Here is a 15,218-nt window from a genome sequence, read left to right on the forward strand (position 1 = left end):
GGGCATCCAGTACGCCGCAGCCTATCGAGGATCACTACGTCTCTGGAATACTGGATCACCCGCCTTCGCGGGTGATGACACCGAGAGCGGAGAAGCAGCCCCCTCACCCACTCCGCTTCTGCCGCGTGCTCGCCAGCAGCACCAGCATGAAGGAGGCCGCCGTCATCAGCGTCGAGATCGCGGCAATCGTCGGGTCGATCTCGTCGCGGAGCGCKGTGAACATGCGCTTGGTCAGCGGCTGGTATTGGCCGCCGGAGATGAACAGCGCGACGATGGTCTCGTCCATCGCCGAGATGAAGGCGAAGATGCCGCCGGCGACCACGCTGGACTTGATCTGCGGCAGCGTCACCGCGAAGAAGCTGCGCAGGCGGTTCATGCCGAGGCTGCGCGCCACCATCTCCTGCGCCGGATCGAAGCTTTGGAGCCCCGCGAGCACAGAGATGACGACGTAGGGCAGGCCCAGCATCACGTTCGCCAGCACGAGGCCCGGCAAGGTCGCGACCAGGCCGACCTTGGCATAGACGAAGAATATGCCGACGGCGGTGATGATGATCGGCACCACCAGCGGCAGCAGCAGCGCCATGTGGATGATGCGCATGATGCGCAGCTTCGACTGGCTGATGGCATAGGCGGCGGCAACCCCGAGCGGCGTTGCGATGACCACGGTGAAAAATGCGACCGTCAGCGTTACCCGCGTCGCCTGCATCCAGGCCGGGTTGGCGAAATATTGCTGATACCAGCGCAGCGAGAAGGACGGCGGCGGGAAGGTCAAAAAGCGCGCGCTGGAGAAGGAGATCGGCGCGATGATCAGCACCGGCAGGATCAGATAGACCAGCACCAGCGCGCTGATCACGTAGAGGGCCATCCGTGCGGGGGACAATCGCGTCATTTCTGCCCCAATATGCGATCGAGCGAGATGAAGCGGCTGACGACGAGGAAGATCAGGAGCACGCTGACGAGCAGCACCACGGCGACGGCGCTCGCCGCGCCGAACTGGTTGTAGAGCTCGACATTGCGGCTCACCAGCATCGACACCATTACGGTGCGGCCGCCGCCAAGCAATTCCGGCGTGATGTAGAAGCCGAGGCAGAGCACGAACACCATGGTGCAGCCCGCGAGCACGCCCGGCAGCGACAGCGGCAGGAAGACGCGGACGAAGGTCAGCGACGGGCTGGCCCCCAGGCTGGCGCCGGCCTGCATCAGATCGCCGGGAATCTTCTGCATGGTGGCATAGAGCGGCAGCACCATGAACGGCAGCAGGATGTGCACGGTCGCCACCACCGTGCCGAAGGTGTTGTGCACCAGCGCGAGCGGCTCGGAGATCACATCGAGGTAACGCAAGAGCTGGTTGATCACGCCGGTGCGCTGGAGCAGCGCCAGCCACGCATAGGCGCGGACCAGCACGCTGGTCCAGAACGGCAGCACGACCAGCGAAAGGATGAGGATGCTCCACCCTTTCGGCACAGAGTTGGCGAGGTACGCCACGGGATAGCCGAGCAGCAGCGCGATTCCGGTGACCGCGAGGCTGATCTCGAAGGTCAGCGCAAAGCTGCGCCAGTAGATGTCTTCGGTGAAGACGCGGCGATAGTTCTCCAGCGTGAAGCCGTCATGGTAGATCGACTGCCAGGCCAGCCAGCCGACCGGCAGCACGATCAGAGCCAGGATCACCAGCAGCGCCGGCGATACCAATGCCAGCATCAGGCCGTGCTCGCGGCGCTGATGCTTTTGGGAGGGATCTGGCACTGTTATCGTCAACGCTGCCTCGCTTCGCTTAGCTCTACGCCTACTTCTGCATGAACGATGCCCAGCGCTTCTCGGCCGCCTCGCCGGCCGGCGACGACCACCAGGCGTAGGACATCAGCGCCTGCTTGGCCGCGTTGGCGGGCTCGCTCGGCAATTGCGCCGCGCGCTCGGCCTTGATCACGTTGGTCTCGAACGCCTTGGGATTGCCCGGGCCGTAGTCGATGTGCAGCGGCAGATTGGCCTGGTGCACGGGATCGACGGCCTCGTTGAGGAATTTCACCGCCGTCTCGAGATTCGGCGCCCCCTTGAGGATGCAGAGCGAGGTGCTCTGAAGGATGCCCTGGTTGTAGGTAAAGGACACCTTGGCGCCCTCCTTGGCCACCGCGCTGACGCGGCCGTTCCAGGCCATCTCCATGTCGACTTCGCCGTCATTGAGAAGCTGCGCCGACTGCGCGCCCGACGTCCACCACACCGTGATGTGCGGCTTGATCTCCTCCAGCTTCTTGAAGGCGCGGTCGACGTCGAGCGGATAGAGCTTGTCGGGAGCGACGCCGTCGGCCATCAGCGCGGCTTCCAGCGTGGCGATGGGGTGATTGCGCAGCGCGCGGCGGCCGGGGAATTTCTTGACGTCCCAGAAATCGATCCAGCTGTTCGGCGCGTCCTTCGGGAACGTCTTCTGGCTGTAGGCGAGCACGCTGGAATAGAACTCGTAGGACACCGAATAGGGACTGCGATAAGCCTCCGGCATCGCCGCGGCGTTCGGGATCTTCGAGAAGTCGAGCTTTTCGATCAGCCCCTGCTCGCCGCCGCGCAGGCAATAGCCCGTCGGGGTGTCGACGACATCCCAGATCGGCTTGCCGCTGCCGACCTGGGTCTTGATCGCGGGCCAGGCATCGGGAATGGAGTCCTGGTTGATGGTGATGCCGAGCTTCTTGGCGGAGGGATCGAGGATCGCCACCGTCTGCGCCTGCTGATAGGCGCCGCCTTGCGAGACGAAGGTGATCTGCTCGGCCGCGCTCGCCGCCGTGCCGCCAAACGCGATCGCGCCCAACAGGGCGTAGCCCAATGCAGAATTCTGTTTCGTCGTCATCCTCGCCTCCTCCATCGCCAAAGTGATCTCATTGACCGATCGCATCGAGAAACTGGTACCAGCCGGCGACCATGCGCACGGCGGGCTCGCGCAGCGGATAGAATGGAATTGCCTTCATCCGCCGCGCGTCGAGCAGGCCGACGTCCGGCGTCTCACCGCGCACGAAGGCGGCGAGATAGCGCCCCATCAGGCTCGACATCGCAACGCCGGCGCCGTTGTAGCCCATCGAGAACAGCGTGCGGTCGTCGAGCCGGCCGATATGCGGCACCGAGTCCAGCGTCATGGCGACGAGGCCCGACCATTTGTAGGCGAGCGGCACCTCAGTGAGATCAGGGAAGATGCCGACCATCGCCTTGCGCAAGGCGTCGAACGCGGCTTCAGAGTCCTCTTTGCCGAACGCGCCGCGGCCGCCAAAAATGACGCGGTTGTCGACCATGCGGAACCAGCGCATCATGCGCTTGGTCTCGGTATAGGTGCGCCCGGTCGGCATCAGCTTTCCGGCGAGATTGCGCGGCAGTTTTTCCGTTGCGACCATGGCGCTGCGGAACGGGATCAGCGTGCGCTGCATCTGCGCGGTGGCGCTGGTGAGATCGGAATAGCTGTTGGTCGCGATGATGACCTGCTTCGCGCGCACGGCGCCATTCGGCGTCTCCGCGACGATGCCGCCCTGCTCTCGCCTCAGCTTGAGCACCGGCGATTCCTGGAAAATGGAGACACCGCGGCGCGCCACGCCGTCGGCGAGGCCGCGCAGATAGTTCAGCGGATGAATGCCGCCCGAGCCGGGATTGAGCACGCCGCCGACGAAGATGTCCGAGCCGGTCTCCTCGCGCACCCCGCGCTTGTCGAGGATGCGGACCTCCACATCGCCCATCTCGCGCGTCATCCAATTGGCTTCGTCGATCGCGGCCCTCAAGGTCGTCTCGTTGTGCGCGGCCTTGACCTGGCCTGCGCGCGTCAACGCGGCGCTGGTGATGCCGAACTCGGACACCAGCTCCTCGACGATGTCGGTGGATTCATGCGCGATCTCGTACATGCGCCGCGCCATGGCGCGGCCGTGCACGGCGTCGATTTCGCGAAACGACAGGCGGAACTTTGCCGTGATCACCCCGCCATTGCGCCCGCTCGCGCCCCAGCCGGGGCGGTTGGCCTCGAGCACGACAGGGGCAAGCCCGCTTTTGGCGATGTGGTGCGCTGCGGACAGGCCCGTGTAGCCCGCACCGATGATCACCACGTCCGCCTGCTGCTCGCCCGACAGGACCGGAAATTCGCGCGCCGGTTCCGCCGTGGCTTCCCACAGCGAATTGGCCGATGGCAGCGCGCTCCAGTTCCGTGTCATGCTGCCACTCATGCGTTACGCCGCAGGCCCAATGGCGGCGTCGGCGAGCGCCTTCAGCGTCGGGAAATGGAAGTCCGGCTTGGTCAGCGTCTCCACCGCCGGCGTGCCACCGAAACCGGCGATGCCCTGGCGGCGCTCGATCCAGCACACCTTGTAGCCGAGCTTCCGCGCGATCCCGATGTCGTGGTACTGGCTCTGCGCGACGTGGAGGATGTCGGACTGCTTGTAGCCGAAGGCCGACTGGCGGCCCTTGTTGTAGGCGAAGAATTCCGGGTTCGGCTTGGCAACGCCGGTGTCGTCGGCGCAGACGGTGTCGTCGAAGGGATTGCCGAGCGCGTGCGCGTAACACGAGAGCGCGACGCGGTCCGCATTGGTCATCGCAACCAGACGGAATTTCGTGCGCAGGCGCCTCAAGGCCTCGACCGAATCCGCGAACGGGCCCCAGCGCAGCACCGAGAGCTGGAAGACGTCGCAGGACGCTTCGTCGGAAGGCAATCCGAGCTCCTTGGCGAGATGGCGGTAGACGTGGAACATCGCCTCGCTGGAGCGCTCATAGTGCTTGTCGCGGCCGCGCTTGTAGGGTTCGAAGATCTGCTCGTCGCTGAGCTCGGCTGGCGACTTGCCCGAGATCTTGCGCACCGCGGAGAGCACGCCGGTCTCGAAATCGATCAAGGTGCCGACGACGTCGAAGGTGAGGACCTTGAAATTGCTGAACGCGGCTTGGGACGACATTTTGGTCTCTTCTCTCGGGTTGGACTGGGCTTAAGTTCAGTCCCCCACCCTGGGCACGACGATGGTGTCCTCGGGGTGGAGGGTGACGGTGAGGCTGCCGCCGAGCGGCGGGATGCGGCTGTAGGCCTGGTGGTAGCTCGGCTGGCGCAGGCTGAGCGCGATGCCGCCTTCGAGCGCCAGGAAAATGCGCAGGCTTTCGCCCTGGTAGACGATGTCGGTGACGGTGCCGCTGAGTCGGTTGCAGGCGGCATCCTGCGCGCCGTCGTCGATCAGCAGCTTCTCGCTGTGCACGGCCAGCATCAGGGCATCGCCGTCGGGAATGGCGCGGGCACTACGCAACAGGGCGTTGCCGAGCGCGACACTGGAGGCATCGACGCGGCGGACCGGCAACATCGTCGCCTCGCCGATGAAGCTTGCGACGAAGGAATCGGCGGGATGGTCGTGCAGGCGCGCCGGCTCGTCGATCTGGATCAGCCGGCCGTCCTTCATCACGGCGACGCGGTCGCTCATGGTCAGCGCCTCGCGCTGGTCGTGGGTGACGTAGATGATGGTGGCGCCGATGCGCCGGTGCAGCGCACGCAACTCGATCTGCATGGATTCGCGGAGCTGCTTGTCGAGCGCGGAGAGCGGCTCGTCCATCAGGATCAGCCGCGGCTCGAAGATCATCGCGCGTGCGAGCGCCACGCGCTGGCGCTGGCCGCCGGAGAGCTGCGCGATGCCGCGTTCCTCGTAGCCGGCAAGGCCGACCATCGCCAGCGCGGCGCGCACCTTGTCGGGCCAGCTCGCCTTCGGCAGGTGGCGCGCGCGCAAGGGGAAGGCGACGTTCTCGCCGACCCTCATGTGCGGGAACAGCGCGTAGTTCTGGAACACGACGCCGATGTCGCGCTTGTGCGGTGGCATGTAAGTGACGTCGCGGCCGCCGAACAGGATGGTGCCCGACGATGGCAGGATGAAGCCGCCCAAAATGCCGAGCAGCGTGGTCTTTCCGGAACCGGAGGGGCCGAGCAGCGAGACGAACTCACCGGCGCCGACATTGAGGGACACGTCGTCGAGGGCGCGAACCGCGCCGTAAGCCTTGCTCGCGGACCTGATCTCGACGCTTTCCGCTCGTTTGTCCAACGATCGACCTCGCCATGTCCTCGGCTGGCGTGCCTCACTGCACGCCATAAGCCTGCTTTATAGACAGGGATTTGGAGCACTCATGATCGCAGAGTGCACTGCAACCAATCCCTCGCTCGTAGCCCCTGTCTTTGGGCTGTCATGCCAATGACACCAGACTTGGCAAAACTCAGCAATTGCCAAATTCTCACCGCGCCCATAACATGGCGTTATGCCCGAGCTGCGCCGGATGCTGCCTTCCAGTAACGCCCTGTTCGTCTTCGACGCAGCGGCGCGCAATGGCAGCTTCACGGCTGCTGCCGCCGAACTGAACGTCACGCAACCGGCAGTGAGCCGCATGCTCGGACAGTTCGAGGAGCATCTCGGCGTCCGCCTGTTCGATCGCACGGCTGGCCGCGCGGTGCTCACCGAGGAGGGCGAGCTTTTGTATCGCCGCGTGCTCGAAGGCTTTCGCAGTATCGAGAGCGGCCTCGTCGAGATCGAGCGGCGCCGCAAGGGCACCGAGACGGTGACGCTGTCGGTCTCCTCCGCCTTCACCACGCATTGGCTGATGCCGCGCATCGACAAGCTGCAGCGGCAGTTTCCTGAGGTCGATCTGCGCTTCCAGCTGATCTCCGGCGCGCTGCGCGGGCCGGTGGAGAATGTCGATCTCGGGATGCGCTTCCGCGACCGCGACGAGCCGTCATCCGGCGGCACGCTGGTGATGAAGGAAGTGATGCTGCCGATGTGCAGCCCCGCCTATCTCGGCGCGACCGATCCCGCCGAGGGCAACACCATCATCCGCCTCGCCGAGACGCCCGGCGACTGGGCCGCGGATTACGCATCGCTTCTCACCGGGCGCCGCGGCGCGGCCAAGGCGCTGAGCTTCACCGACTATGCCGTCGTGATGCAGGCTGCGCTGCTCGGCCAGGGCATCGCGCTGGGCTGGCTGACGGTCGCCTCGCACTGGCTCTTGACCGGCGCGCTGGTGCCGGCCTCCGACACGCTCACCACCACGCGCCGCATCTGCGAATTCCTGCCGCCGCGCAACCGGCCGATGCGCCCCATCGCCACTGAAATCCGCGACTGGATCATCGCGCAGATGAAAAGCGAGATCGCCGCGATCGACAAGCTCTATCCGAAGCTGGGCGCGATGGACGCGTGTTATTAAGGGGATGCCCACACCGCTTAACGCTCGGACCGCATTGCTAGTGCTCGGCCTGCATGGTTCGAGACGCGCCGTAAGGCGGCGCTCCTCACCATGAGGGTCTAACATTTCGCCGCGAAACAAGACCTCATCCTGAGGAGCCCGCGAAGCGGGCGTCTCGAAGGATGGCCACGAGGAAACCGCCCGCCACACCTCTAACGATGCTCGATTGCCCTGATCGCGCCGCGGAGCTCGGCGAGGCCGCGCAGGCGGCCGATCGCGGTATAGCCGGGATTGGTGCGCTTGGTGGCGGCGAGATCGTCGAGCATGCGGTGGCCGTGATCGGGACGGAAGACGATTCTCTTGTCGGGTGCGCGCCGCGCGTTCTCCTTCAGCAGCGCCTTCAGCACCGCGACCATGTCGACATCGCCATCTAGATGGTCGGATTCGTAGAACGACAGGCCGTCGGCCTCGCGCTTGGTCGCGCGCAGATGCGCAAATGCAATGCGTGGGCCGAAGCGCTCGGCCATATCAGGCAGGTTGTTCTCAGGCCGCACGCCGAGCGAGCCCGTGCACAGGCAGATGCCGTTCGCCTTCGACGGCACGGCATCGAACAGCGCCTGGTAGTCGTCGGCGCTGGAGGCAATGCGCGGCAGGCCGAACAGCGGGCGTGGCGGATCGTCCGGATGCAGCGTCAGCGACACCCCGAGCTGCTCGGCCACCGGCGTCACGCGCGCAAGGAATTCGGCGAGATGCTGCCGCAGGATCTTTGGCGTGATATCGCGGTAGGTTTCCAGCCGGTCGCGGAATTGCGGGATGGTCATCGGCTCGGTGGTCGAGCCGGGCAGCGCGCTGGCGATGACCATGACGAGATAGTCGATATCGGCCTGGCTCATCTGGTCGAACAGCGTTTTGGCGCGCGCCTGCTGCTCCGGTGAATATTCCTGCGCGGCGGCCGGCCGCTTCAGGATGTGCAGCTCGAACGCGGCAAAGCGGTCCTGGTCGAAGCGCATGGCGCGGGCGCCGTTCGGCAGCTCCCATTCCAGATCGGTACGGCACCAGTCGACCACCGGCATGAAATTGTAGCAGATGATCTTGATGCCGGAAGCGGCCACCGCCTCCAGGCTCGCGATCCACGCTTCGATCGACTTCGTCGCCTTGCCCCCGAGCCGCTTGACATCGTCGGGGATCGGAATCGATTCCACCACCGACCAGGTCAGCGGCGAGCGACCGGGCTGACCGTTCTCGATGAAGTTCTTGCGCTCCTCGACCGCCTTGCGTGTCCAGGCCTCCCCGATCGGCACCTGATGCAGCGCCGAGACGATATCGCTCGCCCCGGCCTGCCTGACATCGTCGAGCGAGACCGGATCATCCGGCCCGTACCAGCGCCATCCCTCTAGCATGGTGAGTCTCTCCGATCAGTTCGCGGTCAGCACGACCTTGACGCTCTGCGAGCGGTCGAGCGCCAGCCGCAGCGCATCGGGCGCGGTCGAGAGCGGCCGCTCGGCGGTGACGAGCGACAGTACGTCGACGCTGCCGGCGCCGATCAGTTCCACCGCCGTCATGAACTCGAAGCCGAAGCGGAACGAGCCACGCAGGTCGATCTCCTTCGCCATCACGGCGTTCGACGGCGTCGGGATCTGGCCACCCGGCAGATTGCCGATCTGCACCACAACGCCGCCACGCCTGACGATGCCGATCGCGCTGGCAAGGCCCGCGGCCGTGCCCGAGACCTCGAACGCGACGTCATAGGGGCGCGACGCCGCCTGCGCCTTCAGACCCTCCTCGCCGGCCGAGACGTTCTCGACATGCGAAGCGCCGAGCCGGGTCGCGAAGGCGAGCGGGGCCGGCGCGATATCGGCCACCGTGACGTCGGCCATGCCGGCACGGTGCGCAGCGAGCATGGTCAGAAGCCCGATCGGGCCGGCGCCGAAGATGATGCCGCGCTTGCCCTCGATATTGCCGGCACGCGCGACCGCGTGCAGGCAGACCGCGAGCGGCTCGGCGAGTGCTGCCGCCTGATAGGAGACGTGGTCGGGAATCTTGACGCATTGCGCGGGGATCGCGTCGAAGTAGTTGGCGAAACCACCCTGCATGTGCGGCGTCTTCGAGGCCGAGCCCATGAAATAGATGTTTTCGCAGAGGTTCGGCCGGCCCTCGCGGCAGGCGACGCAATGGCCGCACCAGCGCGACGGATTGACGGCGACGCGGTCGCCGACCTTGAGGTTCGCGGCGGAACCGGAGATCTCCACGACCTCGCCCGAGATCTCGTGGCCAAGCACCAGCGGCGACTTCACCACGAAGTCGCCGGTCCGCGCGTGGCGGAAGTAATGCATGTCCGAGCCGCAGATGCCGCCGGCGCCGAAGCGGATGCGCACCATGCCTGATGCGAGCTTGTCGAGCGGATGCTCGATCATGCGCAGATCTTCGGGGCCGAACAGGGTTGCGGCGAGAGCAGTGGAGGTCATTTGGAGAGTCCCATGTATTTAGGCAGCCAGAGGGTCAGTTCGGGGATGTAGGTGATCGCGATCAGCGCGAGCATCAGCGGCACCAGCCAGGGCAGGATCGCCACCGTCGTACGCTCGACCGAGAGCTTGGCCACGCGGGCGAGCACGAACAGCACCATGCCGAGCGGCGGATGCAGCAGGCCGATCATCAGGTTCAGCGTCATGATCAGGCCGAAATGGATCGGATCGATGCCGAGCTTGAGCACGATCGGCAACAGGATCGGCACCAGAATGGTGATCGCCGCCGTGGTGTCGATGAAGCAGCCGACGAACAGGATGAGGACGTTGGCGAGCGCCAGGAACACCCATTTGTTGTGGGTGATGCTGAGCATCCAGTCCGAGAGCATCTGGGCTGCCTGCGACACCGTCAGCAGCCAGGCGAAGATCGACGCAGCTGTCACGATGAACAGCACCGAGGCCGTGGTCTCGATGGTGTCGAAAGTCGCCTTCGCCACCGTCTTCAGCGTCATGGTGCGGTAGCGCACGAGCCCGAGGAACAGCGACCAGATCACGGCGGCGACCGCGGCCTCGGTCGGCGTGAACCAGCCAAGCGTCATGCCGCCGATCAGGATCACCGGCGCCATCAGCGCCATCACCGCGGAGAAGTCGAAGTACCAGTCGATCGCGAGCAGCGCGCCGAGCCCGATGACCACCGCCATGTTGGTCGACATGCCGGCAACCACCATCAGCCAGATCGCGAGCGGGAAAGCGAGCACGATGGCGATCTCGAGCCCGGCCGAACCGAGCTGCGGCCAGGAGAACGGCGTATCGCTGCCCCATTTGTTCTTGTGCGCGAAGTAGGTGACGGTGGCCATCATCAGCAGCGTCATGACGATGCCGGGAATGACGCCCCCGAGGAACAGCGCGCCGATCGAGACGTTCGCCATCATGCCGTAGATCACGAAGGGCAGGGACGGCGGGATGATCGGGCCGAGCGTTGCGGACGCCGCGGTGACGCCGACCGAGAACTCGGTGGAGTAGCCGTGATCCTTCATCGCCTTGATCTCGATGGTGCCGAGACCGGCGGCGTCCGCGATCGCGGTGCCGGACATGCCGGAGAAGATCACCGAGCCGATGATGTTGACGTGACCGAGGCCGCCGCGCATCCAGCCGACCAGCGCGACCGCGAACTTGTAGATGCGGCCGGTCACGCCGGCGATGTTCATGAGGTTGCCGGCCAGGATGAAGAACGGCACCGCAAGGAGCGGAAAGCTCTCGACGCCGGCGATCATGCGCTGTGCCAGCGTGACGTCGGGCGTCACGCCGCTGACCAGGATGTAGAGCAGCGACGACGCGGCCATGGCAATCGCCACGGGCACACCGAGCAGCATCAGGAGGAGAAAACCACCAAGCAACAGCAGCATGACGTTACCCTTCAAAACCGTCGTAGGCGCCGGGACGTTCGAGGATCGAATAGCCCTGTCGCAAATGTTGCAGCGCCACCTGCACCGAGCGCACGAACATCAGCACGAAGCCGGCCAGCACGGCGTAGTAGACGTAGTCCTTGGGAAGATTGATCGTGGTCATGGACTCGTCGCCGATGATCTGGATGTAGACCCAGACCAGCTTGATGGCGTAGCCGAAGAACGCGATCCGGATCAGGTCGATGACCGTCGACAGCGCGCGCGCCACGAGATGCGGCAGATAGCGATAGATCAGATCGACCTGGATGTGCCGCGACAGCCTTACGCACATCGAGGCGCCGATGAAGACCACGCCGATCAGGCAGTAGGTCGCGATCTCCTCGGTCCAGGCATAGCTGTCGTTGAGGACGTAGCGGGTGAAAAACTGCAGGAAGACGGCGAGCGCCATCACCCAGAAGATCGCCAGCGCCACCCAGTCCTCGAAAGCGTAGATGCCAAGATCGACCTTCGGCGCCGCCTCCTCCTCGAAGGTGTGGGCGATCTCGTCCGCGGTGATCTGCCGGTGTATTTCGGCGGTCGACATGGGGTTACTCCTAGGGACCTGAACGTCGTTCCGGGGCGACGCGTCCGCGTCGAGCCCGGAACCTCGAGATTCCGGTTCTCGCTTCGCGAGCCCCGGAATGACGGCGTGAATTACTTGACCGCCTGAATCCGTTCCCAATCCGCCTTGCGATAGCCGAACGTCTCGAACGCGACGTTCTTCAGCACGGTGTCGCGGAACTCGTTCTTGTCGACCTCGGTCACGGTCAAGCCCTTCTCCTTGAAGAAGGCGACCAGCTTGGCCTCGTTCTGCTTGATCTCCGCGGTCGCCTTGGCGGCGGCCTCCTGCGCCACGTCGGTGAAGATCTTCTTGTCTTCGTCGCTCAGCTTCTTCCAGAGCGCACCCGCCACCACCGTATTGAGGTGGTCGACGATGTGGCCGGTCAGCACGATGTGCTTCTGCACCTCGTAGAACTTCTTGGCCTCGATCGTGGTCAGCGGATTCTCCTGTGCCTCGACGGTGCCGTTCTGCAGCGCGAGATAGACTTCGGCGAACGCGATCGGCGCGGTGTTGGCGCCGCAGGCGCGCGGCATCGCGAGATAGGCAGGAACGTCGGGCACGCGCATCTTCAGGCCCTTGAGGTCGGCGCAGCTCTTGATCGGCTTGTTCGACGAGGTCTGGCGCACGCCGTAATAGGTCACGGCGACGATGTGGTGGCCGCTCTTGTCCTCATAACCCTTGGCGAGTTCCTTGAAGATGTCGCTCTTGGTGTAGGCCAGAAGATGATCGGCATCGCGGAAGGTGTAGGGATAGTAGGTCACGCCGATCGGCGGGAAGCTCTTGGCCGCGAAGCTGGAGCCGGAGATGATGATGTCGACCGAGCCGAGCGAGAGGCCCTGGTTGATGTCGGCTTCCTTGCCGAGCTGGGACGCCGGATAGACGTCGACCGCATAACGCCCGTTGGTGCGCTTGCCGATCTCCTGCGCGGCCCAGACCGAAGCGGTGTGGAACGGCTCTGAGGTCTCGTAGACATGGGCCCATTTGAGCTTGGTCTGCGCCATGCCGGCATGGGTCGTCGCAAACATCGCCGCGGCCGAGACCGCGAGCATCATCGTCATCTTCTTCAACACTGACTTTTCCTCCATCGTTCAAGTCTGCTTCTTGTTCGCCCGCCTCCAAGGAATGCGGGCCGCCCAATCTCATCGCCGCCGCGCGCTGCCGCTCGTGGCTTGTTTCTTGGCTTGTTTCTTGGCTTGCTTCTTGGCCTGTCTTTCGGCCTGCTTCTTCGGCGCCCGTTCTGGTTTTGCCGGCGCTGCCGGAGATCGTGCCGAGGACGATCCTGACGCGGCCACGGCGCCGAAATTCTGCGCAAAGCGCGCCTGCGAGCGCGCCAGGTGATTGCGCATCGCCTCGCGCGCGGCGTCCGGATCGTGCGCGGCGATCGCATCGCGCACGGCACGATGCTCGTCGAGCGCGGTGYGCCACGTGCCCGGGTTCTCGAAATAATGCGCAAGCTGCGCGAAATAGGGATTGAGGCGCTGGTCGAACAGCTCGCCGACCACGCGCACCAGAACGGCATTGCCGAGACTTCCGGCGATCGCGACATGGAACGCGCGGTCGTGGACCATCGAGGCTTCGCCGGGATGCTCGACATTCTCCATCGCGAGAAGGGACGCGTCGATGCGGGCGAGATCGTCCTTGGTGGCGACGCGCGCGGCCTGCTCGGCGATCGCGCTTTCCAGGAATTCGCGGGCGCGCAAGAGCTCGAACGGGCCCTCGATGACGGAAGCGGTTGCGGGCGCCGCAACGGCCGCCGGCTCGATCACATAGATGCCGGATCCGACGCGGATACGGAGGCGGCCTTCGACCTCGAGCGCGATCAGGGCTTCGCGCACCGTCGGCCGCGACACTTTCAGCTGCTCGGCGAGCTCGCGCTCGGTCGGCAAGCGGCTGCCGACCGCGTACTCGCCGCTGTCGATCAGGCTTCGCAATTGATCGGCGACCTGGCGATAGAGCCGTCTCGCCTCCACAGCTTCCAGCGGCACGCTGGCCTCCCCGAAAGGGTCTCGCTGGGAAGCATCGCCCCCGGCGGCCCGCCAATTTTTGGAAAATTGGTCTTACCAATTGACCGGAGCATTGACCGAGGACGGGCGCCATGTCAAGCAGCGGCAAAGCAAAGGGGAGACGTCCATGCGCCTTAATTCGACGCGCCTTGGCCGCGCCAATCTCGACCGGCTGCCACCTGGCATCCGCCGCCCGGCCTATGATCGTTCGCGCGTCACGCCCGGCATCGTGCATCTCGGCCTCGGGGCCTTTCATCGCGCGCATCAGGCCGTCGTCATCGACGATTGCCTTGCCAGCGGGACCGCATCCTGGGGCATCGTCGGCGCGAGCCTGCGCAGCCCGGATACGCGCGACGCCCTCGCCCCGCAGGATCATCTCTACACCGTTGCCGTTCGTGCCGCCGAAGGCACCGAGCACCGCGTCATCGGCGCGCTGCTCGACAGCGTTGTCGCACGCGAGAACCCGGCGCGGCTGATCGAGCGGATGGCCGATCCCGCCATTCGCATCGTCTCGCTCACCGTCACCGAGAAAGGCTATTGCCACACGCCGCAGACCGGCGATCTCGACGAGCGGCACCCGGACGTCGTGCACGATCTGAACAATTTTGATGCGCCGCGCTCGGCGCCCGGCTTCATCGTGGCTGCACTTGCGCGCCGCAGGGCGCAGGGGCTTGCGCCCTTCACCGTGCTGTGCTGCGACAACCTCGCCGCCAACGGCCACACCGTGCAGCGGATCGTGACGCAGTTCGCGGCGCTGCGCTCGAAGGATCTCGGCAAGTGGATCGCGGATACCGCGGCCTTTCCCTCGACCATGGTCGACCGCATCGTGCCGGAGACGACGGATGCCGACCGCGATGCGGTGTCATCGGCGCTGGGCTTCCGCGACGCCTGGCCTGTGATGACCGAGCCCTTCACGCAATGGGTGGTCGAGGACCGCTTCACAGCGGGCCGGCCCGATCTTGCCGCCACAGGCGTCGAGCTCGTCACCGACGTCAAGCCGTTCGAGCTGATGAAGCTGCGGCTGCTCAACGCCAGCCATTCGGCGCTCGCCTATCTCGGCTATCTCGCCGGCTACGAGACCATCGCAGACACCATGCAGGATCCGCATTTCGCCCGTCTCGCCGCGCAGGTGATGGAAGAGGCCGCGGTGACGCTGACGATGCCGGCTGGCACTGATCTCGCCGCCTATCGTGCCTCGCTGCTCAAGCGCTTTGCCAATCCGGCCCTGCATCACCGCACCTGGCAGATCGCGATGGACGGCTCGCAAAAGCTGCCGCAGCGCCTGCTCGGCGCGATGCGGGATCGCCTGCTCAAGGACCTGCCGATCGCGACCCATGCGCTCGCGGTCGCCGGCTGGATGCGCTACGTCACCGCCCGCGACGAGCAGGGCCGCGCCATCGACGTTCGCGACCCGCTCGCCGCCGAGTTCGCCGCGCTGGCGCGCGAGGCGGGCCCCGTCGCCGAACGGCTCGCCCCCGCACTGCTCGGGGTCGAGAAAGTGTTCGGGCCGCTGGGTGCCGAGCCGCGTCTGCGCGAGGCCGTGACCGCGGCGCTCGGCCGTCTCTATAAGGATGGCGCGCGGCGGGCGGTGGAGACG

General features: G+C 65.5%; 14 protein-coding genes. 2 read left to right on the plus strand and 12 right to left on the minus strand.

The window, feature by feature from the left end:
- Positions 1-103 precede the first annotated feature (103 nt).
- From AC1D00_RS05490 to AC1D00_RS05515, 6 genes are all read right to left on the minus strand, one after another.
- On the minus strand, positions 104-889 hold the full coding sequence (locus tag AC1D00_RS05490) for an ABC transporter permease (RefSeq protein WP_477009957.1): 786 nt from the start codon (positions 887-889) through the stop codon (positions 104-106).
- Complete coding sequence (locus tag AC1D00_RS05495) at positions 886-1,698, minus strand: ABC transporter permease (protein WP_135175775.1); 813 nt, start codon at positions 1,696-1,698, stop codon at positions 886-888. The genes AC1D00_RS05490 and AC1D00_RS05495 overlap by 4 nt, the downstream gene beginning before the upstream one ends.
- A gap of 85 nt (positions 1,699-1,783) precedes the next feature.
- Positions 1,784-2,833: an ABC transporter substrate-binding protein gene (locus tag AC1D00_RS05500; RefSeq protein ID WP_167770974.1), complete on the minus strand. Its 1,050-nt coding sequence runs from the start codon at positions 2,831-2,833 to the stop codon at positions 1,784-1,786.
- Between the two features lie 28 nt (positions 2,834-2,861).
- Positions 2,862-4,169, minus strand: a complete 1,308-nt coding sequence (locus AC1D00_RS05505; protein WP_477009958.1) for an NAD(P)/FAD-dependent oxidoreductase — start codon at positions 4,167-4,169, stop codon at positions 2,862-2,864.
- A 15-nt stretch (positions 4,170-4,184) separates the two neighbouring features.
- Positions 4,185-4,901, minus strand: a complete 717-nt coding sequence (locus AC1D00_RS05510) for an HAD family hydrolase (protein WP_477009959.1) — start codon at positions 4,899-4,901, stop codon at positions 4,185-4,187.
- Positions 4,902-4,937: 36 nt separating this feature from the next.
- Positions 4,938-6,020 (minus strand): ABC transporter ATP-binding protein, encoded by a 1,083-nt coding sequence (locus AC1D00_RS05515; protein ID WP_477009960.1) that lies wholly within the window; start codon positions 6,018-6,020, stop codon positions 4,938-4,940.
- A 211-nt stretch (positions 6,021-6,231) separates the two neighbouring features.
- On the opposite strand from AC1D00_RS05515, the gene AC1D00_RS05520 reads away from it, so the two are divergent.
- Positions 6,232-7,170: a LysR family transcriptional regulator gene (locus AC1D00_RS05520; protein ID WP_477009961.1), complete on the plus strand. Its 939-nt coding sequence runs from the start codon at positions 6,232-6,234 to the stop codon at positions 7,168-7,170.
- A gap of 191 nt (positions 7,171-7,361) precedes the next feature.
- Here AC1D00_RS05520 and uxuA read toward each other — a convergent pair whose 3' ends face one another.
- The 6 genes from uxuA to AC1D00_RS05550 all read right to left on the minus strand — a co-directional run bounded on the left by uxuA (position 7,362) and on the right by AC1D00_RS05550 (position 13,603).
- A complete protein-coding gene (gene uxuA, locus AC1D00_RS05525; protein ID WP_477009962.1) occupies positions 7,362-8,549 on the minus strand; it encodes a mannonate dehydratase in 1,188 nt (395 codons plus the stop codon).
- Between the two features lie 15 nt (positions 8,550-8,564).
- A complete protein-coding gene (locus tag AC1D00_RS05530; RefSeq protein ID WP_135175715.1) occupies positions 8,565-9,614 on the minus strand; it encodes an L-idonate 5-dehydrogenase in 1,050 nt (349 codons plus the stop codon).
- Positions 9,611-11,017 carry a TRAP transporter large permease gene (locus tag AC1D00_RS05535; protein ID WP_027546146.1) on the minus strand — a complete coding sequence of 469 codons (1,407 nt, stop codon included), beginning with the start codon at positions 11,015-11,017 and terminating at the stop codon, positions 9,611-9,613. Before AC1D00_RS05535 ends, AC1D00_RS05530 begins: the two co-directional genes overlap by 4 nt.
- Positions 11,018-11,021: 4 nt before the next feature.
- Positions 11,022-11,600: a TRAP transporter small permease gene (locus AC1D00_RS05540; protein ID WP_135175716.1), complete on the minus strand. Its 579-nt coding sequence runs from the start codon at positions 11,598-11,600 to the stop codon at positions 11,022-11,024.
- A 110-nt stretch (positions 11,601-11,710) separates the two neighbouring features.
- Positions 11,711-12,670 carry a sialic acid TRAP transporter substrate-binding protein SiaP gene (locus tag AC1D00_RS05545; RefSeq protein WP_177234284.1) on the minus strand — a complete coding sequence of 320 codons (960 nt, stop codon included), beginning with the start codon at positions 12,668-12,670 and terminating at the stop codon, positions 11,711-11,713.
- An 87-nt stretch (positions 12,671-12,757) separates the two neighbouring features.
- Entirely contained in the window at positions 12,758-13,603 is an 846-nt protein-coding gene (locus AC1D00_RS05550; RefSeq protein WP_477009963.1) for a FadR/GntR family transcriptional regulator, read from the minus strand.
- 145 nt (positions 13,604-13,748) lie between these two features.
- Between AC1D00_RS05550 and AC1D00_RS05555 the strand changes: the two genes are divergently transcribed.
- A partial coding sequence (locus AC1D00_RS05555; protein WP_477009964.1) for a mannitol dehydrogenase family protein occupies positions 13,749-15,218 on the plus strand: 1,470 nt, incomplete at its 3' end.

It is taken from the genome of Bradyrhizobium sp. P2_E8 (genome assembly GCF_056403875.1).

Bases quoted from the DNA above. Each gene is read 5' to 3' on its own strand.
- AC1D00_RS05495 (WP_135175775.1), bottom strand. From the start codon at position 1,698: ATGCTGGCATTGGTATCGCCGGCGCTGCTGGTGATCCTGGCTCTGATC.
- AC1D00_RS05500 (WP_167770974.1), bottom strand. From the start codon at position 2,833: ATGACGACGAAACAGAATTCTGCATTGGGCTACGCCCTGTTGGGCGCG.
- AC1D00_RS05505 (WP_477009958.1), bottom strand. From the start codon at position 4,169: ATGACACGGAACTGGAGCGCGCTGCCATCGGCCAATTCGCTGTGGGAA.
- AC1D00_RS05510 (WP_477009959.1), bottom strand. From the start codon at position 4,901: ATGTCGTCCCAAGCCGCGTTCAGCAATTTCAAGGTCCTCACCTTCGAC.
- AC1D00_RS05520 (WP_477009961.1), top strand. From the start codon at position 6,232: ATGCCCGAGCTGCGCCGGATGCTGCCTTCCAGTAACGCCCTGTTCGTC.
- uxuA (WP_477009962.1), bottom strand. From the start codon at position 8,549: ATGCTAGAGGGATGGCGCTGGTACGGGCCGGATGATCCGGTCTCGCTC.
- AC1D00_RS05530 (WP_135175715.1), bottom strand. From the start codon at position 9,614: ATGACCTCCACTGCTCTCGCCGCAACCCTGTTCGGCCCCGAAGATCTG.
- AC1D00_RS05535 (WP_027546146.1), bottom strand. From the start codon at position 11,017: ATGCTGCTGTTGCTTGGTGGTTTTCTCCTCCTGATGCTGCTCGGTGTG.
- AC1D00_RS05540 (WP_135175716.1), bottom strand. From the start codon at position 11,600: ATGTCGACCGCCGAAATACACCGGCAGATCACCGCGGACGAGATCGCC.
- AC1D00_RS05545 (WP_177234284.1), bottom strand. From the start codon at position 12,670: ATGATGCTCGCGGTCTCGGCCGCGGCGATGTTTGCGACGACCCATGCC.